19 protein-coding genes and 1 tRNA gene are annotated in these 20,994 nt (G+C 51.6%); 13 read left to right on the top strand and 7 right to left on the bottom strand.

The window, feature by feature from the left end; translation table 11 throughout:
- Positions 1–50: 50 nt before the first annotated feature.
- From ABD931_RS16865 to ABD931_RS16845, 5 genes are all read right to left on the bottom strand, one after another.
- A complete protein-coding gene (locus tag ABD931_RS16865) occupies positions 51–914 on the bottom strand; it encodes a sigma-70 family RNA polymerase sigma factor (RefSeq protein ID WP_345241526.1) in 864 nt (287 codons plus the stop codon).
- 71 nt (positions 915–985) lie between these two features.
- Positions 986–3,121: a polyribonucleotide nucleotidyltransferase gene (locus tag ABD931_RS16860; protein ID WP_345268998.1), complete on the bottom strand. Its 2,136-nt coding sequence runs from the start codon at positions 3,119–3,121 to the stop codon at positions 986–988.
- A gap of 150 nt (positions 3,122–3,271) precedes the next feature.
- The gene (gene rpsO, locus ABD931_RS16855) at positions 3,272–3,547 is read right to left on the bottom strand and encodes a 30S ribosomal protein S15 (protein WP_345268997.1); all 276 of its coding nucleotides are present in this window, start codon (positions 3,545–3,547) and stop codon (positions 3,272–3,274) included.
- Between the two features lie 135 nt (positions 3,548–3,682).
- Positions 3,683–5,149 (bottom strand): LptF/LptG family permease, encoded by a 1,467-nt coding sequence (locus ABD931_RS16850; RefSeq protein ID WP_345268996.1) that lies wholly within the window; start codon positions 5,147–5,149, stop codon positions 3,683–3,685.
- Positions 5,150–5,542, bottom strand: a complete 393-nt coding sequence (locus tag ABD931_RS16845) for an START-like domain-containing protein (RefSeq protein WP_345268995.1) — start codon at positions 5,540–5,542, stop codon at positions 5,150–5,152.
- Between the two features lie 108 nt (positions 5,543–5,650).
- Here ABD931_RS16845 and ABD931_RS16840 point away from each other — a divergent pair.
- The 8 genes from ABD931_RS16840 (at position 5,651) to ABD931_RS16805 (ending at position 12,548) form a co-directional block, all read left to right on the top strand.
- Positions 5,651–5,724 (top strand) — tRNA-Met (locus ABD931_RS16840).
- 191 nt (positions 5,725–5,915) lie between these two features.
- The gene (locus ABD931_RS16835; protein ID WP_345268994.1) at positions 5,916–6,320 is read left to right on the top strand and encodes a response regulator; all 405 of its coding nucleotides are present in this window, start codon (positions 5,916–5,918) and stop codon (positions 6,318–6,320) included.
- A gap of 354 nt (positions 6,321–6,674) precedes the next feature.
- A complete protein-coding gene (locus tag ABD931_RS16830) occupies positions 6,675–7,154 on the top strand; it encodes a low affinity iron permease family protein (RefSeq protein ID WP_345268993.1) in 480 nt (159 codons plus the stop codon).
- Between the two features lie 126 nt (positions 7,155–7,280).
- Positions 7,281–7,679, top strand: a complete 399-nt coding sequence (locus ABD931_RS16825; protein WP_345268992.1) for a response regulator — start codon at positions 7,281–7,283, stop codon at positions 7,677–7,679.
- Positions 7,680–7,757: 78 nt separating this feature from the next.
- Positions 7,758–8,924: a sugar transferase gene (locus ABD931_RS16820; protein ID WP_345268991.1), complete on the top strand. Its 1,167-nt coding sequence runs from the start codon at positions 7,758–7,760 to the stop codon at positions 8,922–8,924.
- Positions 8,903–9,856, top strand: a complete 954-nt coding sequence (locus tag ABD931_RS16815; protein ID WP_345268990.1) for a glycosyltransferase family 2 protein — start codon at positions 8,903–8,905, stop codon at positions 9,854–9,856. The genes ABD931_RS16820 and ABD931_RS16815 overlap by 22 nt, the downstream gene beginning before the upstream one ends.
- A 6-nt stretch (positions 9,857–9,862) precedes the next feature.
- The gene (locus tag ABD931_RS16810) at positions 9,863–11,065 is read left to right on the top strand and encodes a glycosyltransferase family 2 protein (protein WP_345268989.1); all 1,203 of its coding nucleotides are present in this window, start codon (positions 9,863–9,865) and stop codon (positions 11,063–11,065) included.
- Positions 11,066–11,081: 16 nt separating this feature from the next.
- The gene (locus tag ABD931_RS16805; RefSeq protein ID WP_345268988.1) at positions 11,082–12,548 is read left to right on the top strand and encodes an O-antigen ligase family protein; all 1,467 of its coding nucleotides are present in this window, start codon (positions 11,082–11,084) and stop codon (positions 12,546–12,548) included.
- Here ABD931_RS16805 and ABD931_RS16800 read toward each other — a convergent pair.
- The gene (locus tag ABD931_RS16800) at positions 12,540–13,124 is read right to left on the bottom strand and encodes an acyltransferase (protein ID WP_345268987.1); all 585 of its coding nucleotides are present in this window, start codon (positions 13,122–13,124) and stop codon (positions 12,540–12,542) included. The two genes, ABD931_RS16805 and ABD931_RS16800, sit on opposite strands and share 9 nt — an antisense overlap.
- 61 nt (positions 13,125–13,185) lie before the next feature.
- The gene (locus ABD931_RS16795; protein WP_345268986.1) at positions 13,186–14,409 is read right to left on the bottom strand and encodes a glycosyltransferase; all 1,224 of its coding nucleotides are present in this window, start codon (positions 14,407–14,409) and stop codon (positions 13,186–13,188) included.
- A gap of 157 nt (positions 14,410–14,566) precedes the next feature.
- Here ABD931_RS16795 and ABD931_RS16790 point away from each other — a divergent pair, with 157 nt between their 5' ends.
- Genes ABD931_RS16790 through ABD931_RS16770 form a run of 5 tightly spaced genes read left to right on the top strand, consistent with a single transcriptional unit; the run spans position 14,567 to position 20,992 of the window.
- Positions 14,567–15,382: a TolC family protein gene (locus tag ABD931_RS16790; RefSeq protein ID WP_345268985.1), complete on the top strand. Its 816-nt coding sequence runs from the start codon at positions 14,567–14,569 to the stop codon at positions 15,380–15,382.
- Positions 15,383–15,391: 9 nt separating this feature from the next.
- On the top strand, positions 15,392–17,599 hold the full coding sequence (locus ABD931_RS16785) for a GumC family protein (RefSeq protein ID WP_345268983.1): 2,208 nt from the start codon (positions 15,392–15,394) through the stop codon (positions 17,597–17,599).
- Between the two features lie 38 nt (positions 17,600–17,637).
- A complete protein-coding gene (locus tag ABD931_RS16780) occupies positions 17,638–19,068 on the top strand; it encodes an MOP flippase family protein (RefSeq protein ID WP_345268982.1) in 1,431 nt (476 codons plus the stop codon).
- A 15-nt stretch (positions 19,069–19,083) separates the two neighbouring features.
- Positions 19,084–19,983, top strand: coding sequence for a glycosyltransferase family 2 protein (locus ABD931_RS16775; RefSeq protein WP_345268981.1), 900 nt, complete (start codon positions 19,084–19,086; stop codon positions 19,981–19,983).
- Positions 19,984–19,996: 13 nt separating this feature from the next.
- Positions 19,997–20,992: a T9SS type B sorting domain-containing protein gene (locus ABD931_RS16770; RefSeq protein ID WP_345268980.1), complete on the top strand. Its 996-nt coding sequence runs from the start codon at positions 19,997–19,999 to the stop codon at positions 20,990–20,992.
- Positions 20,993–20,994: the final 2 nt, after the last annotated feature.

The raw sequence follows: 20,994 nt of genomic DNA, 5'->3' as shown, positions 1-20,994 counted from the left end.
TCAAAAAAGCCCCCAATGACGGGGGCTTTCCTCAAAACAATGTATGTCTTTTATCCTAAATAAGTTTTCAGCGCTTTGGAGCGTGACGTATGACGCAGGCGACGAATGGCTTTCTCTTTAATCTGACGTACGCGCTCGCGGGTCAGGTTAAACTTTTCGCCGATTTCTTCCAGCGTCATGGCGTGCTCGCCGTTCAAACCAAAATATAAAGCAATCACATCGGCTTCCCGTTGGGTCAGCGTCGACAGCGCCCGTTGTACTTCTTTCCGCAGCGAATCATTGATCAGACCCGAATCCGGTTTATCTTCGCCGTCGTTCTCCAATACGTCGAGCAGGCTATTTTCTTCACCCTGCACAAACGGCGCATCCATCGACACGTGACGACCCGAAATTTTCAGGGTATCTACCACCTCGGCGGCAGTAATATCCAGCACGGCGGCCAGTTCTTCCGGTGACGGCTCCCGCTCAAATTTCTGCTCCAGATCCGAGAACGTCTTCGAGATCTTGTTCAGCGACCCTACCCGGTTCAGCGGCAACCGCACAATCCTCGACTGCTCAGCCAGGGCCTGCAGAATAGACTGACGAATCCACCAAACAGCGTAGGAAATAAACTTAAAACCCCGGGTCTCGTCGAAACGCTGAGCTGCTTTAATCAATCCTAAGTTTCCTTCGTTGATCAGGTCACCCAGTGATAGGCCCTGGTTCTGGTACTGCTTGGCCACCGACACGACAAAGCGCAGGTTGGCTTTCGTCAGCCGCTCCAGGGATAGCTGATCCCCTTCACGAATCTTTTGAGCCAGCATCACTTCCTCGTCGGGCGTAAGCAGATCTACTTTGCCAATTTCTTGTAAATACTTGTCCAGCGATTGGCTCTCGCGGTTGGTAATTTGTTTACTTATCTTTAGCTGTCTCATGGGACGTTACACCGGATTTGTGGCTATATAACGTATTGTGGTAACGCGGCAATACACAGAAAAGTAACAAATCACTCTGGATTTTTGTTCACTGGCTTCGGCAGAAGTACTTTCCGCGACAAACGGTATTTTCCGGTCTTTTTATCGACCTCTACCAATTTTACGCGCACTTCTTCGCCAACCTCCAATACCCCTTCCATGTTCTCCAGTCGCTCCCACTTGATCTCGGAAATGTGCAAAAGTCCGTCTTTTCCTGGGAGGAACTCGACAAACGCACCGAACGGCATAATGGTCTTTACTTTACCGTCGTAGATTTCACCAATTTCGGGAACGGCTACAATGCCTTTTACGCGGCTTAATGCTTTATCCATGCCGTCTTTGTTAGTAGAGAATATACTAACCCAGCCGGCATTGTCCCGCTCTTCGATAACGATAGTCGTACCCGACTCTTTCTGGATCTCCTGCACTACCTTACCACCCGGCCCGATTACGGCACCGATCATGCTCTGATCGATTTTCAGGATGGTAGCCCGGGGCGCAAACGGCTTCAGGTCGGTACGCGGAGCCTCCAGGGCTTTCTTCATCTCGCCCAGAATATGCAGACGACCAGCCCGGGCCTGTTCGAGGGCCTGCGAAAGTACCTCAAATGACAAGCCGTTAACTTTCATATCCATCTGACAGGCGGTAATTCCCTTTTCGGTACCCGTCACCTTAAAGTCCATATCACCCAGGTGATCTTCATCACCCAGAATGTCGGATAAAACAGCATATTTATCTGAGTGCTGATCAGTAATCAGACCCATCGCAATACCGGCTACCGGTGCCTTGATCTTCACCCCGGCATCCATCAACGCCAGAATTCCGGCGCAAACGGTTGCCATTGACGATGACCCGTTAGACTCCAGAATATCTGAAACAACGCGTATGGTGTAAGGGTTATCAGCATCCACCGGCATTACTTTCTTGATAGCCCGGTGGGCCAGGTTACCGTGCCCAATTTCACGCCGGCCCGGTCCGCGATTCGGCTTCACTTCACCGGTCGAATAACCCGGGAAGTTGTAGTGCAGCAGGAATTTGGAATAACCCTGACGCATAGCCTGATCTACGATCTGTTCGTCCAGCTTGGTACCCAGGGTAACGGTCGTAAGCGACTGCGTTTCGCCCCGGGTGAACACGGCCGAACCGTGCGCCATGGGCAGAAAATCAACTTCGCAGCTAATCGGCCGGATCTCATCCAGTTTCCGGCTATCAAGGCGATAGCGTTCATCCAGGACCAACCGGCGGGAAGCCTCCCACTCCAGGTCGTGGAAATACGTTTTGATCAGCGTCTGGTTTACTTCGGTACCTTCGGGGAAGGTAGCCAGAAACTCGTCCAGCACCGCCTTGGCTGCATCCCGGCGGGTCTTTTTATTAGCCTGACCCAGACGGACTGCCGCATAGATCTTATCGTAGCAGAAGGCACGCACCTGCGCCCGCAATTCTTCGTCGTGCGTTTCGTGGCTGTACTCGCGCTTCTCGGTCTTGCCAACTTTGACTTCCAGTTCTTTCTGAGCCTGGCATTGACCTTTAATTACATCGTGGGCGATACGAAGAGCCTCCACCACCTCAGCTTCGGAACATTCCTCCATTTCGCCCTCCACCATGCAGATGTCGCGCTCGGTAGCGCCCACAATCAGATCCAGGGTCGCCCGCTCCAGATCGGAAGTCAGCGGGTTAATTTTGTATTCCCCGTCAATTTTCGCCACCCGCACTTCGGAGATGGGTCCGTTGAACGGAATGTCCGATACCGCCAGGGCTGCCGAAGCCGCCAGAGCCGCGAGCGCATCCGGTAACACCTCCGGATCAGCCGAGATCAGGTTGATGTTTACCTGGGTGTCGGCGTGGTAATCTTCGGGGAAGATCGGCCGCAGCGCCCGGTCGACCAGCCGGCTAATCAGAACCTCATGGTCCGACAGTTTGCCTTCCCGACGCTGAAAGCTACCCGGAATCCGACCGGCAGCCGCAAATTTTTCCTGATAATCGACAGATAAGGGAAGAAAGTCGACGCCTTCTTTAGCGTCTTTGCTGGATACGACGGTAGCCAGCAGCATTGTATTACCCAGACGGACCACCACGGCACCGTCGGCCTGACGAGCCAACTTGCCGGTTTCAATGGTAATCTCTCTTCCGTCGGGGAGTGAAACAGTTTGTGTGGTGATTTGAAACATAGTGTTGTTATTACGCCCTTCTACAGCTTTATACCGCACCGGCGCACCGGTTTACTCTGACTTATTCCTGTTTTCGTCCGCGTTCACCACCTGCATGGGAATGCAAAAATCGGGGAACCCAATGCAGAGCTCCCCGATACGAATGGCTGGTTATTTTCGGATACCCAGCTCGGCAATAATGGTACGGTACCGATTAATATCCTTTTTGATCAGGTAATCCAACAGTCTTCTGCGCTTACCTACCAGTTTCAGCAGGCCCATACGGGTGCTATAATCATGCTTATGAACTTTTAAGTGTTCGGTCAGGTGATTGATCCGGTACGTGAACAGCGCAATCTGGGATTCGGCCGAACCAGTATCTCCTGCTTGTTTCTGGAAACCCTGGTTAGAAAAAATTTCCTGCTTTTTTTCGGTCGTTAAATACATCTGCAGACAGCGTTTGTTACATAAAAAATTTAGCAGCCGCAAAGATAGTGAATTTTACGGCCAAATGCCAATATGGGCGTTTGAAGTTTGAGCCGGGCGGCCGGTGCCGTTTAAAGTTGCTTCGCCTTTTTAACGTCAAACCGCCTTCATCAACCGTTTCTTTAGCCGCTCCAGCGCGATGGTGTACACATCTTTGTCGAACAGCCGGGAGTCGTGCCGGGCCTGCCGCATAAAATAGAGGCCAATCGGAAACAGGACTACGTTGGCCATCCAGGCTCCTACCGGCACCCATACCAGGCCATCTTTGGCGTATTTATCGCCGGTCAGGGTGAGCACGTATAATAAAATGAAAAAGATAATCGACACCAATACGGGTAAGCCAAAGCCGCCTTTCCGAATAATGGCACCTAGCGGTGCCCCAATCAAAAACATAATAAAAACCGAAATAGCCTGGGTAAATTTATGGTGAGTTTCCAGCTCGTACCGGAAAACCGTTTTTTCTTTTTCAATCAGGTAGGACACGTTTGACGAAGCATGCGACAGCAGATTCTGCGCCTGACCCAAAGCCGTCTGCTTCAGCTCCATAAGCCGGAATGGGTGTTTTGCCAGCACCGAATCTACCCAGGTACCAGCCTCAACCTTTTTTACCTGAGGAGGAGCCGCATCTGACTTAAACTGATACGTGAAGTATTGCCGCGAAGTACCGGCTACGCTTAAACTGGACTGTTTGAGATCTTTCTTCAGAGAATCGGTCTGGGATACCAGCTGACTGAGGTTTTTCATATACTCGTGGTACTGAAACTGATCCTCATCTGTCCGTTTAATCCCAAAAGACTCTAAACTCACGACCAGTTTATAATGATGAAACGCATTGCGGAGAAACTGGGCCGGCTGGGCCAGGGTACCGGTACTCGTATACGAGACCCGGCCCGGCTCACCGTATTCCTGATAATCGTTGCCGTCATAGAGTTCAAACACCAGATAGGTTTTGTCCGCGTCGGTGTACATCTTACCGGAATCGGCCAGAATAATTTCCCGGTTACCCGTTTCAATGCCCGTAGTCGGGTGTTTGTAAATCACCAGCCCTTTCAGCGTCACGCCATCAGGCATTTTCTTGTCTACCTTGATACTGTAGCCGGGCAGATCATTGTAAAAAATGCCTTCTTTTAGATTCAGCGACGCTTTGGCGGTTTTAATATCGTACAGGAGACTGTAGCCTTTCAGATTGGCCCAGGGGGCTACTTTATTGTTGAACCAGAACGAAAAGAGACTAATACCGATGGCCACAATCAGCAGGGGTTGCATGGCCCTGGTCAGCGAAATACCGGCGCTTTTCAGGGCGGTCAGTTCAAAGTATTCGCCCAGGTTACCGTAGGTCATCAGCGACGACAGCAGCACGGCCAACGGCAGGGCAACCGGAACCGTATTCAGCGAAAAGTAAAACAGAATTTGACCAAAAGTAGCCAGGTTGATGTCTTTGGAAACAAACTGGTCGACATAGAACATCAGCAGCCGCATCAGGAAAATAAAGATGACCACACAGAGCGTCAGCACAAATGGCCCCCAAAACGATTTGATAACCAGCTTATCTACTTTCTTCATTTAACTTCCAACAATCTCTTTCAGCTTCTCTAACAAACCGTTCCAGAGCGATTTAAGTTCGTCGGCATCCGAGTTGGCGGAGTAGTCAGTGACCCGCAGAAAGGTCGACTGAGTAAGTTCGCTGACATCAACCCGGAAGTCAATATAATTATTATCGGAACCGTTCTCACCGGTATCCAGAAATTCAAACCGAACACTTTTGTTCTGCCGCAGGGAAACCTGCCGCGCGGGGTGACTTTCGTTATCCCAGTAGAAATCATACTTATGGTCGGGTAGCACGTTGACTTTGGTAGCGAACCACTGCGATAAGCCGGATGCCGTACTAATGTACGGGAAAAGCATTTTAGGCGATGCCCGCAACTCATATTCCGCAACAAACTTATACTTCTCCATGTCAGGACATTTAATGGGTATGCAGCAAAGGTAAAGCAAAAAAAAAACGAAAATCAACGCTCTCCCGTTGCGCAAGCGGTATTTTTTGCTACTTTTGCACTACTTAACGGCGGGGTAGCTCAGATGGTTAGAGCGTAGGATTCATAACCCTAAGGTCGGCAGTTCGATCCTGCTCCCCGCTACCGCAAGCCCTGATTTCAGGGCTTTTTTGTTACTTCCCTTTTTCTTTTTCCCTACTTGTCGAGGTTTTTCCTGTTATGACGTTCCAGCACCGGAACGTCATTCAGCGTACCTATTCGGTAATTTTTTTAGATCACATAAGCTAATTGACAGAAAATCTTATATTTATGCCCTTATTTACGCTGTACTGACTATGACCCGGCCCCCGCTTATACTGGCTGTGGACGATAATGATCAAGACTTATTTCTGATTCGGCACGTTTTTGAATTGCTCAGACCCTCCTGCCTCGTCCAAACCTTTACCAATAGTCAAACGCTCATTGATTTTCTCTGCCAAACCGATCAACTGCCTTCACTAATTCTGGTCGACTGGCATATGCCCCTGGATAACGGTATTCATGTGGTCGAAGAAATACGCCGGAGCTCCCGGTATTTTCGGGTACCTATGTTCCTGCTCTCGTCAGATGCCAATCCGACAGGCCATTTCAAGGCTCTCGATAATGCGGCCACCGGCTTCCTTATCAAACCTGCCAACTATGCAGAGTGGAATCGGTTGGCGGAACAACTTGCGCATGATTTTCTGGATGCTTACTTCTGACTACGCCAGCAGTAGTTCGCGGTTTACAAGCTACTTTTCATGAATTTTTAACCAAAAGGGGCTGCTTTTTAATGGGGTCTCAATCTAGCCCTTCGCTAATGGCTGTACCTTTGAAACAAACAACCGGAGATAATGGCAAGCCGGTGTTTCCGCCCCCGTAACAGACCGATAGAGTGTTTTCATAACGTTGAGTATATGCCTTACAACCCGTTGTCATATGATGGCGGGTTTGTTTTTTAGCCTCCCGTATCGTTTACAGGCCTGCCCGACAAAAGCAGGCGGATTAGTATACAGGCAAGGACATAGTTGGCTTTTCATGGTTATAAAGAATAATTGACTTAACGTTTGTGAACTATGGAAGGAGAACATCAGGCAACAACCTCATTTTTCGAGCGCTTTGCCTCCGGTGTCGCTAAAGCAACCGGCACCTCAACCGCATGTATACTGGCCCTGCTCGCCGTTATTATCTGGGCGATCACCGGCCCGCTCTTTGGGTATTCGGAAAGCTGGCAGTTAGTGATAAATACGGGCACCACGATTGTAACCTTTCTGATGGTGTTCGTTATTCAGAAAGCCCAGAATAAAGAATCAAAATCGGTCCAGTTAAAATTAAACGAGCTGATTGCGGCTACCAAAGGAGCCAGTAACCGACTGGTTGCGGCCGAGAACCTAACTGACGAAGAACTCGATATTCTCTATAAACATTATTGTACAATGGCCAATTTAACCCAGAAAGCAAGTGATCTGCGGAAATCCCACTCGGTTGAAGAGGCTATTCGGGAGACAACTAACAAGTTGATAGAAGAAACAACTGACAATGGTTCAGAAACATAATTTTTACATTTTCTTGATTATATATACTTAAATGTTATAATTTTGGCTAATAGATTATTTATTTTAAAACATGTAAACTGAAATAGCGATTTAGTACCGTAAAAACCTACTAAAACATCTGTGTATATGAAGAATCGATTTCACGTTCTTATTGCCGAAGATGATCCGTTTATCAGAAAAGTGTTGCGTCATGCGCTGGAGGATGAGTTTGAGGTCAGCACCCAGGTAAATGGCATTGAAGCTATGTCGTGGCTTGAAAAAGGGAACCCGGTCGATATTCTGGTTACTGACCTTCAGATGCCTCATATGGATGGTCGTGAATTAATCAGGACGGTCAGGTCCAGCCCCCTGTTTGCGAAGCTGCCCATCATCATTTTATCAACCTTTGAAGACAGCAACACCCGGATCACCTGCCTGGAACTAGGTGCCGATGATTATATGACCAAACCGTTCAATCCCCTGGAGGTCAAAGCTAAGATCACGGCGGTTTTGCGCAGGAGCGGCATCCGGCTTGTAAATTCTTAGCGAGTTTAAATACAATACGGTGTGCGCTCCGGCGAAAACTATAACTAACGGCACCTCACCAATAAACAGCGAAAAACCGTGGCTGCGGCAAACAAACGAACTTTTCAGGTCTTATACGTCGAAAACGACTCCAGACAAGCCGAAACATTCACCGCTGCTTTTGGCAATCTGGTTACGATTTCGGTAAAGGCAGATCCTCAGGAAGCCCTCCGGTATCTGGAGGCTAACCATCTGATCGACCTGGTTATTTTCAATGACCAGCTCGATAGTCAGCTCTTTTTCAGGAAAATTCAGTCAAAGGTGTATTTACAGGAACTTCAGGTAATTCTGATTTCGACCCAATCGGAGATTGACCTTAAAAACCGCCCCTTTGGCGATCATGTGATCGATATTTTTCCGCCCGATTATTCGATTGAGAATTTACGGACGCGTTTGTCGTACCTGGTTAAAAAGCGGGACTACGAACAAAGCGTTGGCCATCCGAACAAGGGGGCCCCCATCTGGATGCCGGTCGGTAAACGGGTGTTTGATCTAGCGGTTTCGGTTACAGTCCTGCTTTTTCTGTCGCCCCTCCTGATCATTGTGGCCATCCTGATCAAGCTGGATTCGAAAGGGCCGATATTTTACAGTTCCAAGCGGGTCGGTACCGGTTACAAAATTTTCGATATGTATAAGTTCCGGACCATGCGGACCGATGCCGATAAAATGCTGTCGAGCATGGCCTCCAAGAACATGTACAATAAAGAAACGGCACGGGTTGGCCTGAGCGACGGTCGCTGTGACGTCTGCCGGGCCAATCAAACAGCTTGTCAACGACCACTTTTCCTCGATGACAAGCAGGTCTGCGAAAAACTGTATCAACAGCAGAAACGCGAGAAGGCCATGTTCATGAAATTTAAGGAAGACCCACGGGTGACACGTCTGGGTAAATTTCTGCGCAACACCAGCATCGATGAATTACCTCAGTTGTTCAATATCCTCAAAGGAGATATGTCATTTGTGGGGAACCGGCCGCTGCCACCCTACGAAGCGGAAAAATTGACGGCCTCCGGATACGCCCGCCGTTTTGCCGCTCCGGCCGGGCTTACCGGCCTCTGGCAGGTTACCAAGCGGGGCACCCGCAAAGTTTCAGATCAGGAGCGGATTCAGCTCGACATTCTGTACGCTAAAACATATTCGCTACGCACGGACCTGATTATCCTGCTTAAAACGGTAAAAGCAGTATGGCAAAAGGAGAACGTATAGGTGAGTTTCCGCTTGTTTCCCTCATTACGATCAATTACAACCAGGCCCGGGTTACCTGTGAGCTGCTGGAATCGACCCGCCGGCTTACCTACCCTAACTTTGAGGTAATTGTTGTAGATAATGCGTCAAAAGAAGACCCAACCGATCTTGTTGTAGCCGGCGATTATCCAGGAGTAAGGGTGGTGGTCAGCCCCACAAATCTCGGCTTTTCGGGTGGCAACAATCTGGGTGTTCAGTACGCCAACGGCGAATACCTTTTTTTCCTGAACAATGATACGGAAGTTACGCCCGACCTGATCGACCAACTCCTGCTGCCGTTTTCCGTAGACCCGACTGTAGGCGTTACCTGTCCTAAGATTCGGTTTTTTGACCATCCTACCGTAATTCAGTATGCGGGCTACCACCCGCTGAATAAATTTACCGGCCGTACCTGGGCCATTGGCCTGCAGGAAACGGATCTGGGTCAGTACGACCAACCCGGACCTACGCCTTTTGCTCACGGCGCAGCCATGATGGTGAGCCGGCGGGTTCTGGAGCAGGCCGGCTCCCTGGATGAAATCTTTTTTCTGTATTACGAGGAACTGGACTGGTCGGCCCGCATTCGGCGGGCCGGCTTTACCATTTATTATCAGCCGCAAGCCCTCATTTTCCATAAAGAATCAATGAGCGTTGGGAAAGCCAACCCCCTGAAAGAATATTACCATATCCGGAACCGGCTGCTTTTTATGCGCCGGACTGTAACCGGATTACCGTTATTTGTTTTTTACCTGTATTATTTTGGCATTGCGCTGCCCAAAGCCGCACTGGTTTTCCTGGTTCGCGGACAGGCCGAATACCTGAAAGCCCTGAAAAATGCCATTGTCTGGAATATTAGAAACAAGGCCTGGCAGCCCGCTACCAAGCCGGCTCCGGTGGTCGCCCGATCCCGTTGATACCCTATGGAAACCATTTTCATTAGTTGTATTGCGCTGGTCTTCTACACCTACTTTGGCTACGGTTTGGTGGTCTGGCTGCTGGTGCGTATGCGGGAACGCCGGAAAACTCAGTTTGATGAGCGCTTTACGCCTGATGTCACCCTAATCATTCCGGCCTATAATGAGCGCTCTATCCTGGTGGATAAGGTCGCTAACTCCCTGGCTCAGGATTATCCGAAAGACCGGCTGCATATTCTGGTGGTTACCGAAGGATCAACCGACGGCTCTGCCGAATTCCTCCGGGCCAATTACGCCGGCTTGATCGATGTGATGGGCGGAACGGAACGGTACGGGAAAGTGGCGGCCATGAACCGGGCTATGGATCGCGTTAAAACCTCCATTGTGATCTTCACCGACGCCAATACCCAGTTGAATCTTAAGGCGGTCAGTCACCTGGTGCGGCACTTTTATGATCCCACGGTAGGGGCAGTAGCCGGCGAGAAACGGATAGCCACGCAGCAGAGTGAATCGGCCGCCGGTTCGGGTGAAGGCCTTTACTGGAAGTACGAATCGTTTCTGAAACGACTCGACTCAGATCTGAAAACCATTGTGGGCGCAGCCGGTGAACTGTTTGCCGTCCGGACTGCCTTATACGAACACACGGAGACGGATACGATCCTCGACGACTTTATCATCTCGCTGCGCATTGCCGGAAAGGGCTACCGGGTCGCCTATGAACCTGACGCATACGCACTGGAAGCGCCTTCGTTCTCAATCAAAGACGAGCAGAAACGTAAGGTCAGAATTGCCGCCGGCGGTTTCCAGTCCATTGCCCGGCTAACCTACTTGCTCAACCCCTTCCGGTATGGGCTGCTTACGTTCGAGTACATCTCGCACCGGGTAATGCGCTGGGCGGTTGCCCCGTTTTGCCTGCCCCTTATTTTTCTCGCAAACGGCTGGCTGGCCGGCAAGGCGCTCAGCCACCCGACGCCGGCCGGAACGGTATGGATTGGTCTGCTGATAGGTCAATGCCTGTTTTACGGAGCCGCAGCGATTGGGTACTGGCTGGAGAACAAGCAGATGCGGTGGAAGCTTTTTTTCGTTCCGTTTTATTTTACGTTTATGAATGTCTGTGCCATAGCAGGACTGGTTCGGTACCTGCGCGGTAAGCAATCCGGAGCCTGGGAAAAGGTACGCCGGGCCGACAGTGTGCCGATAAACGTGTAAGGTAATTGGTAGCAGTATGGCAAATTCACTGATTTCGGAGGTACGGCAGGGGCGTTTCTGGATAACCGGTTCAGTAGGAATCGCCGGGGCCTTACTGGCCGGCTTCCTGATTGCCACGGCCGGGTATGTTGGTTCGGCGGTGGTGGTCATGCTCCCGCTGGCGCTGCTGGTCCTGATCGGGATCCTGCTGGAACCCCGTTTTGGGATGCTGGTATACCTGCAGTACAGTTTTCTGATTAATGTGCTGGGGCGTTTTGCCCAGATCGATTTTCCGTTTGGGGTTATTGTCGACGGCATTCTGGTACTTACAGCCTTAAGTGTGGTGCTGAACGGGAAACGGATGGAATGGCACCGACTCAACCACCCTACCTTTTACCTGCTCAGCATCTGGTTCATGTATACACTGCTCCAGTTGTTTAACCCGGAGGCCCCGAACAAACAAGCCTGGCTTATTCATGCCCGTCCGTTTTCGCTGCACTGGTTTTTTGTAGGATTTATTATGCTGGTCACGCCTATCCAGCGCTCCGATATGGTTATCCTGCTCAGAACCTGGCTCATCTGGTCGCTGCTGGCAGCGCTCTGGGCCTTTAAACAACAGTATATTGGATTGACCCCCGGCGAACAACTATGGCTTGACACCTTCGGGGCGAAAACCCACCTCTTATTCGGGCATCTGCGTAGTTTTTCCTTTTACTCCGATGCCTCTCAGTTCGGGGCCGAAATGGCCGGGGTGTCGCTGATCTGTCTGATCCTGCTGCTGGAGCGTAAACAGTGGATATCCCGGCTGGGTTATCTGGTCCTGATCCTGATTTACTTCTGGGGGTATGCGGTGTCCGGTACCCGTAGTGCTTTGTTCATTCTGCTGGCCGGTTACCCGTTTTACCTCTTGCTGAAGCGTGATTTCACCAAAATTCTGGCCGGTGGCGGAGCAGCCGCCGTTCTGCTAGGTATACTCCTGTACACCAATATCGGAAACGATAACTACCAGATTTTCAGGATCAGAACAGCCTTGCGTCCGCTGGAGGACGCTTCCTTCCTGGTCCGGCTCGAAAACCAGCAAAAATTAGCCAACTACCTGCAGCATCTGCCGTTCGGGGCCGGTATCGGCACGTCCGGTGATGCCGGAGCCCGTTTCTCGCCTGACCATTTTGCCGCCCAGATTCCGCCCGATAGCTGGTTCGTCGAACTGTGGATCGAAACCGGTATTGTCGGTCTGACCCTTTACATCCTGATGCTTTTAGCCATTATCGGCATTGGCACTTACAAGATATGGCACCTGAACGATCCCTGGCTTAGGACCATGATGTATTTATTCATTGCCGAATTTACGGGCGTAGCGGTGATGGGGTACTCGAATCCGGTCATCGGCCAGTTTCCGACCAGTTCCATTGTCTTTATCAGTTCCATCCTGTTTACCAGTTGCGACCGCTGGGATACGCCGGTCCGGAAGCCGAATGCGGAACAGGTTCCGGCCTCATGGTAGGTTAACCGCCGATGAGGCCGGCGGTTTTACCCATTCGCCCGTTGCAGCATTATACTGCTTCAGCATTCGGGCCGGGTTGCCGCCCACTACCGAATAGGGCGGCACATCGCGGGTAACAACGCTTCCGCCGGCTACTACCGAATGTTTGCCGATAGTAACGCCCGCCGTTATTACTACATTGGCCCCAATCCAGCAGGCTTCTTCAATAACAATCGGGCGGGTGGTGACTGGCTGCTCCCGGATTGAACGCTGAATATCGGTATAGGTGTGATTCAGTCCGGACATCACTACATGCTGGGCAATGATCACATCGGACCCAATGCTGACCGGACCAATCAAAACTGCTCCAATGCCGACTGTACAGTTATCCCCGATCAGTACCGGCCCGACTCCATTGTTCACCACCGAGAACGACTCGATGGTGCTGTGTCTGCCCAGGGTGAAGGCATTGAACGGCAGCACATCCAGCCTCACCGACGAGCGAATGGCCGATGTCCGGTGCCGCTTATGCACAAACGGATTGACGAACCAGCTCACCCAACGGCGCGGCCGGGCCTGTCCGGCTGGAATAAGCATCCAGTGTATAAATCGCTTAAGACCGGGCCGGTCATCTATGTACGCCTTAATATCCACGGTATTAGGTAGTTTGGGGCTGAGCTGCCAGCCGTTTGGTAATCTCGCTGACCAGTGCACCAACCGAGTTCTCCCAGGTATGCTCGTGCGCAAACGCGATGCGCGCCTGCGGGGTCGACAATTCTTGGCCGGTGAGCGCTTCCTCGATTCCGGTAATAAACTGATCGATACCGCCGGCCAGGTACACATGGTTTTCGAACAGCGACATGGTTTCGGTTTTAAACGCCACGACCGGCTTTCCCATGGCCAGGTATTCGTCGATCTTGCGGGGGTAGTTGCCGATGGTGACTTCGTTCAGGATCTGCGGATTTATCAGCACATCCATAGCCGCCAGATAGGGCGGAATGTCGGCCGGTTTTTTTGAACCCAAAAAGGTAATATTCGGCAACGCATCCAGCCGTTCCTTTGGAAAAGAATCATCGGCATGACCAATCAGCACCACCTGCCAGTCGGGCCGGCGACGGGCAATGGCTTCAATCAGGTCACCGTCGAGCCGCAGTCCCGTCAGCGCACCTGCATATCCGATCCGGGGGCTGGGAATCCGGGCAATATCGGCCGGCGCTACGTCCCCCGACGCTGGTTTGAACAAGGTAAGATCGCAGCCCTGCCCGATGTACACCGAATTCGGGTTATACCGGGCAGCCTGGTTGGTCAGGTAAATTGAATTGCTGGCTACCAGATCAACCTTTTGCATGAGGGCCGGTTCGAGCCGTTCGCCATGACGCTTCCAGTAATTGACGGCCAGGAAATTGTCGCGGAGGTAATAAACGTACAGGGCAGGTTTTACCAATTCTTTCAGGTAAAAGCCCTGCAACATATCGTTGTCGTTGAGCAACACAACCGACGGCCAGTTCAATTGCTTTACAGCCGACCGGATCTCTGCCGCGAGCCGCGAGGCATTCTGCCTATTGAACCAGTCGTAAATGAAATTATCGGGGAGCCAGTTATAGGAACCCAGGACGCTTTTCGGATTCAGCACCCAGAGATTGTTGGCCACCTCTATCAGATGCTGGCCGTTATGGGTAGCCAAAAATTCGTTGCGGAGAGCTGCCCGGCCGGATTTCTTCGACACGGCAGCCGCCCAATCCATAGGATCATTCACGAACAGAACCTTATAGGTTTGCGACAGACAGCGGGCCATATCCCGAATGTTGCTGCCCAGATTCTTCTCTTCCCAGGGCTGTCGGGAGGTAATGACAAAATAGAGGTCATCGAGTGTAGTGCGCATCGAAACCGAATTTAAATCCTGTTAAACTTTGGCCAATAACCTATAGATAAACATGATTATCGGCTTTAAGGAAAGAGATGAAAATACTTTTGACATCTCGCGTCAAAATAAACTGTTTTTTTGTATTTTTATGCATAATGTTCCCATTTCACAAAATATGACAACTCGTTTTTACAGGCAGGAGCAGCAAAAATTTTTGCGTACCTATTGCCTGTGTTTTGGCGTCGTTTTTTCTCCTTTTCTTTGTTTCAGTCAATCAACTCCTGCGGCCCGGCCATCGGCAGGTAATCCGGTGGTAACGGCACGGCCAGACACTGTTTATTTCGACTTCAACCAGGATGTAGCGGCCCAGCTTATCCCGTTTGAACAGCTGGTTAAGCTTGCCGTATCTTTCTCGCCACTCGTCCGGTACGAAGCCAAAGTCTCCGAGTCGCAACAGGCCATTTACCGGTTATCAAAGTATCAGATTCTGCAAAGTCTGAGCGGCTTTGCTTTATACTCTACCGGCGACCAGGCAATTGTTTCAACCAACAATACCGGCACCGAAGCGCTGGGGCAGATTGCCAACGGCTACCGGGTGGGGGTCAACCTTCAGGTTAATTTATATGATGTATTCGGGCGACCCCATTATATGCGCCAGTACAAAGCTAATCAGGAAGCCGCCGTTATCCGCCGGGAGGGAATCGAGTTGCAGGTCAAACGTGAGCTGATAGACGTTTACCAGAACCTGCTGACGGCCCAGCGTATTCTGAAAGTCAGGTTACAGGATGAGCGTAACTCACTGGCAGCCCTGCAGATTGCTGAAGTAGAATTTCAACAGCGCAGAATAGACCCGAACGTTCTGGCTAACGTCAGCAACCGGTATTCGATCGCAAAATCATCGTCTGAGGAAGCCAAGGGTGAACTGCTGAAGAACTTTTTCAATCTGGAAGCCCTGGTTGGCGTACCGCTTACGGAATTAAGACGTAAATAATCTACCCGAATGACAATTCAAGTGTTTTTTCGCGTACTCCGGCAGAATCTGCTCTGGTTCATACTTCTGCCACTCCTTACTGCCGTTACGGTCTTTTTTCTGACCAGTAAGGAAACCAAAAAATACACCTCACAGGCTACCGTATATACAGGTATTGCATCTGGTTATAACCTGAAGTCCGACCAGACGGATGGATATATGGATTATTCCTCCGTAGTTAACGCCTTCGATAATCTGCTGACTACCTTAAACGCACGCCAGACCCTGCACCATGTCGGCATTAGTCTGCTGGAACAGCACCTGCGGCTGGAGCAGCCGGACACCCTGGTCCTGGCCAGCCCTGGTTTTCAGAGATTGCAAAAGGCCATACCCGCCCCTTACCGCCGGAACCTTACCGCCGGTACCGACTCGGCCAGCCTCCACCAGAAACTCGATGCCTTATCGCGAAGCAAAGGTTTAAATCCCGTAAAATCCCTGGTACAGCAGCCTACTTCGTATTATTCCGTAGCGTATATCTCGAAAAATCTGCGGGCAAACCGCAAAAACTCCAGCGATATGCTCGATATGGCCTTTGAGTCGGATGATGCGGCTGTGGCCCAGCAGGCCCTGAGTAATGCCATCCGGTTGCTAAACCAGAATTACACCTCGCTTCGGAGCGCCGAAACCAGCCCGGTTATCCAGTATTACGAAGAAAAAGCCGGGCAGGCCCGGCAGCGGCTGGATCAGGCGGAAGGCCGCTTGCGCGCGTTTAACGTGCAGAACCAGATCATTAATTTCGACGAAGAGACCAAGAATATGGCGTTTACCCGCGAAACCTTCACCAACAACTACAACGAAGAGTTGATGAAGAACCGGGCCGCCCGCGCATCACTCGATGCTTTGAACCGCCGGATGGGACAACGGGGTAACCTGCTGGCCATCAACACCGAAATCTCGAACAAGCAGGCCGAATTGAGTGCTGCTGAAACCCAGTTGATCAATGCGCAGGCCAACAATCAGCCCCGGCCCGTGATCGATCGGCTACAGGCACGCGTTACGCAGGTATCGGAGGAGTTACGGGCCACAGCCCGCAAGTACTACGCTGCGGGCGATTCGCCGGAGTCCGTACCCCAGGAGGCTCTACTGAGCGAATGGCTGGCAAAAGTTATTGCGCTGGAAGAATCAACGGCCCGCCTGACGGTTTTCAGAAAACGGCTGGACGAATACGAAGCCCGGGTAGCCGCCCTAAGCCCCCTGCAATCCCAGCTTCGGCAGTTGACCCGTGAGCTCTCCGTGGCTGAAAAAGAATATTTTTCCTTAACCGAAAATCTGAACCAGGCCCGCGCTCACCGGCAGGACATCGCCATCGACCGGAGCCTGAAGGTGCTCGACCCGCCTACCTATCCGTTCAGGCCCGAATCGTCGAAGCGGTGGGTGTTCGTAGCCGTTGGTCTGGCGATCGGTTTATTTCTGGCGCTGCTGTTAACCGCCCTCCGCTTCTGGCTGGATCAGCGGATCACCACCCCGGAGCAGGCAGAGCGAATAACTGGGCGCCCGGTTGTGGCCCTGTTTCCGGTAGTCCGCAAATTCTCGGTGGATTCCAAAGAGAGCCGAACCGCCCTGAGTATGCTGGAACAGCTAGCCAGCGCCATCAATATTGACATTATCCGGGCCATCGATAAACCACATCCGCCGATCATCACTCTCTTTAGTGTTCGAACCCGACAAGGCAAAACCTGGCTTGCGCATGGGCTTGCCCGGCTGTATGCAGAAACCGGTCAGCGGGTGGCTTACTGCTATCCCAGAACCTCCAACGCGGACCATAAATTCGAACAGGACAACGTGACCTTCCTGCCGTATACCTTACGGACGGATTTTATGAATATGGCGGGTATTGATGAGCTGCTCCTCCCCGATTTTCAGTTCAAGCCTATGCAATACGACAAAATTATTCTTGAACTCCCGGCGCTGATCAGCAGTCCGATTCCGCTCTACCTGGTGAACCAAAGCTCGGTTTCGACGCTGGTAATCGACGCCGACAGCACCTGGAAGCGGGCCGAAAAACTAGCCCTGGCTATGTACATGAAGTCGGCCAGTCCCGCTATTCTTACGGTGCTGAACCGGGTAAGCAAAGACTTTATTGATGCGCCCAGCCGGGCCGATTTCAACCTGAGGCCGGGCAAGCCCGAACGGCTGCTGGAACTACAAGGCACCCGATCACCCCAACATGAACGCTAAGCAGCTAATCTGTAGACCTAAACGTCAGGCCTGTTTTCATGAGTAATGCACAGAAAGCGATCAGCGGAGGCAAGTGGATCACTGTTTCCACGGCCGTATCCACGATTTTTCAGTTTGTACAGGTAACTATTCTGGCGCGTATACTAGACCCGGCCGCTTTTGGCCTGGTCAGCGTAAGTACGCTCATCATCAACTTTTTTTACATCTTCAGCAACCTTGGTTTTTCAAACTCGATCATCTACAAACAGGAAGATGATAAAAAGGTATTATCGAGCCTCTACATCCTGAGCCTGATGATGGGGGTGTTTATTTTTGCGCTCGTTTACCTGAGTGCACCCCTCATTATAGCGTATTATAAAGAACCCCGGCTCGATCCGGTTGTCAAATTAGCGTCCTTATACTTTCTGATTATTTATTTCGGGCAGCTCTATCTGTTTCTTATGCAGAAGGAGCTGCAGTTCAGGCAAATAGCCATCATGGAAATTTCGGGGGCCGTGGTCGGCACTGCCGTAGCCATAACACTGGCCTACAACGGTCACGGCGAATTTTCCCTGATATACGGGCAGTTGGCGATGCACACAGTTCGTACTGCGCTTCAGATCCTGTTTGGGCGAAAACTCTTTACGCCCCAGTTTTATTTCAATTTCGGCCTCATTAAAGAGCATATCCGGTTTGGGGTGTATAACGTAGGTGACGGCTTACTCGGCTTTATCCAGGGCAACTCCGACAATATTATCATCGGAGGACTACTGGGCGTTAAACCCCTGGGGTATTATACCGTTGCCTACCAATTGGCCGTTTTCCCCATCACCAAACTTAACCCCATCATTTTACAGGTAGCGTATCCGATTCTGGCAAAAATGAAAGAAGATGCGTCGGAACTAAAGCGTTCGTATATTAAAATTCTGGATCTTATCAGCTACCTGAATCTCCCGCTGCTGGCCGGCCTGTTTATCACCGCCGATGGTCTGGTACCGCTGGTGTACGGCCCCGGCTGGGAGCCAACGCTGCCCCTGATTAAGATTTTCGTGTTTCAAAGCTTTTTCAGTTGTCTGGCGCATCCGTTGTTTACCCTGGCATTCACCAAAGGAAAGCCCAACCTGCTTTTCTACCTGAATCTGATTACGCTGGCGGTTAAGATACCGCTGCTGTTTGTGTTCGGTAAATACTGGGGGGTCATTGGTATAGCGCTGGCTTTCCTGACGGCCACTATCATCAATCTGGTGATCAATTTCTTTATGGCGCACTCGCTGATTGGCAGTTTCTTCAGGGATTTCGTTGCGAATATCCTGAAACCGCTCACCTTCTGTTTGCTGATGGTGGGCCTGATAGCGCTGTATAAACTGGCATTTGGCCACGAAGGCCCGATCCATCTTTTTGTCCAGATTGCCCTGGGCGGTCTGGTCTTTGTTGGACTTACCCTGAGGTATAAACTGTCGCTGGCCGAAATCAAAGCGTTTCGCCGTTAACTGAAGAATGGACTGATGTTACCCAACTGGCTAAACAAGCATCTTTTTACGTACAATCCGGACAAGCTTCCGGAACCACTTCTGGTGGATCTCCGGGCACGCCTGGCCCGGTTCAGCCCGGAAAACCCGGCGATTTCTATTGTGATACCGGCCTATAACGAAGAAGCCAGCATTCTGAATATGCTCTCCTCGCTGGCTGACCAGCGCGGTAGCGTACCCACTGAAATTCTGGTGGTAAATAATAACTCAAAAGACCGTACGCAGGACCTGCTCGACCGCTGCGGAGTTCGCTCCATCCTGGAAACCCGGCCCGGCGTTGCCAACGCCCGTCAGGCTGGACTGGAAGCCGCCCGCGGCCGGATACAGGCAAACGCAGATGCCGACTGCCTGTATCCGGCCGGTTGGGCAGAGACTATTACGAATCCTCTTAGAGACCCTGCGGTCGGCTGTGCCTACGGGCTGTATTCTTTTTTGCCGGGGCCTACCTCATCGCGGCTGGCGCTGATGGGGTACGAAAAAGCGGCTTATCTGGTCAACAGCATTCGGAACCGGCACAAGGCGTACCTGAATGTGTACGGATTTAACTTTTCGTTTCGCCGGACCGACGCCCTGGCGGTAGGGGGCTTTCTGCTGGACTCGGGTCGGGAGGGCTCGGTAGCCGAACTGATAGCCGCCGGAATAGCCCCGCCCCCGTCGGGCCGGTGCGAAGATGGCTGGATGGCCTTATCGCTCCAGCAGCAGGGAAAAGGCCGGACGGTGCGCGTAACGCATCCGGATGCGCGGGTATGGACCAGTGACCGCCGGCTGATGGCCGACGGTAGCCTGGGAAAAGCCTTTGCCAATCGTGTCTGGAAAACCATCCGGGAGATGGGGGCCTACACCACCCCGAAAACCGACGACACCACCAACCCGTAATTGCAGCCTGCCTATGTTCAGATGGCAGAATCTCAGCAGCACACCCACAGGCAACAGCCTCTTTTTAACGATCCGGATGCTGATCCTGCTGCTGTGGACGCAGATCGCAGCCGGGCAGTTTTGCCGGAATGGTTCAGCCACGGTGGTGTTCACCCAAACGTTCGGCAGCGGATCAAACCGGCCGTCGCTGGCCAGTCAGACCCGCTACGATCTGGTGACGGATCGTTGCCCCAACGATGGCCAGTACAACATTCAGCCGGCGGTGAGCGGCTCCTGTTATACCAACAGTTGGCATGATGTGCCGCAAGACCACACGCCGGGCGACATAAACGGTAATATGCTGGTACTGAACGCAGCCTACATAGGCGAAATCTTTACGCAGCCCCTGCCGGCCGTATGCCAATCGGCTACGTATGAGTTTTCGTTCTGGCTTCTGAACCTCAATCTGGAGATGCCCCCCGGTACCTGCGGTATCCTGGTTCCGCATAATCCCAACCTGACCCTTCAGGTGGTGATGCCGGATGGGACCATCCTCCGGACATTCAGTACCGGGACGATCCAGCGTACGAAATCACCGGTCTGGTACCCGTTTTCGTTTACCTTTTCGGTGCCTGCCGACACCGGCGAAGTACTGATCCGCTTTATCAACAACGAACTGGGAGGATGCGGGAATGATTTTGTACTCGACGACCTACAGGTAATTCAGTGCGGGCAGTGCCGGTATCCACGGCTCTTCATTCCGGATGCGTTTACGCCTAATAACGACGGAATCAATGACGCCCTGGATATTATCGGGCAGGACATAGCGACCTATATGTTGACGATATATAACCGCTGGGGCACCGTTATTTTTGTCAGTAACACCCTCGACCACAAATGGGATGGCACCTACCAGGGGCAGCCTTGTGAGGGCGGTATATACGCCGTAAAAGCAACCTTTGAACACGCTGACAATACCGGACCACCCCAACAATTTATCAGCAGGAAGCAGGTCCTGCTGATTCGCTAAGG

The sequence above is a fragment of the Nibrella viscosa genome, from assembly GCF_039541875.1.
GTDB lineage: Bacteria > Bacteroidota > Bacteroidia > Cytophagales > Spirosomataceae > Nibrella > Nibrella viscosa.
Note: the sequence above shows the minus strand (reverse complement) of the source record. Positions and strands in the feature narration are given on the sequence as shown.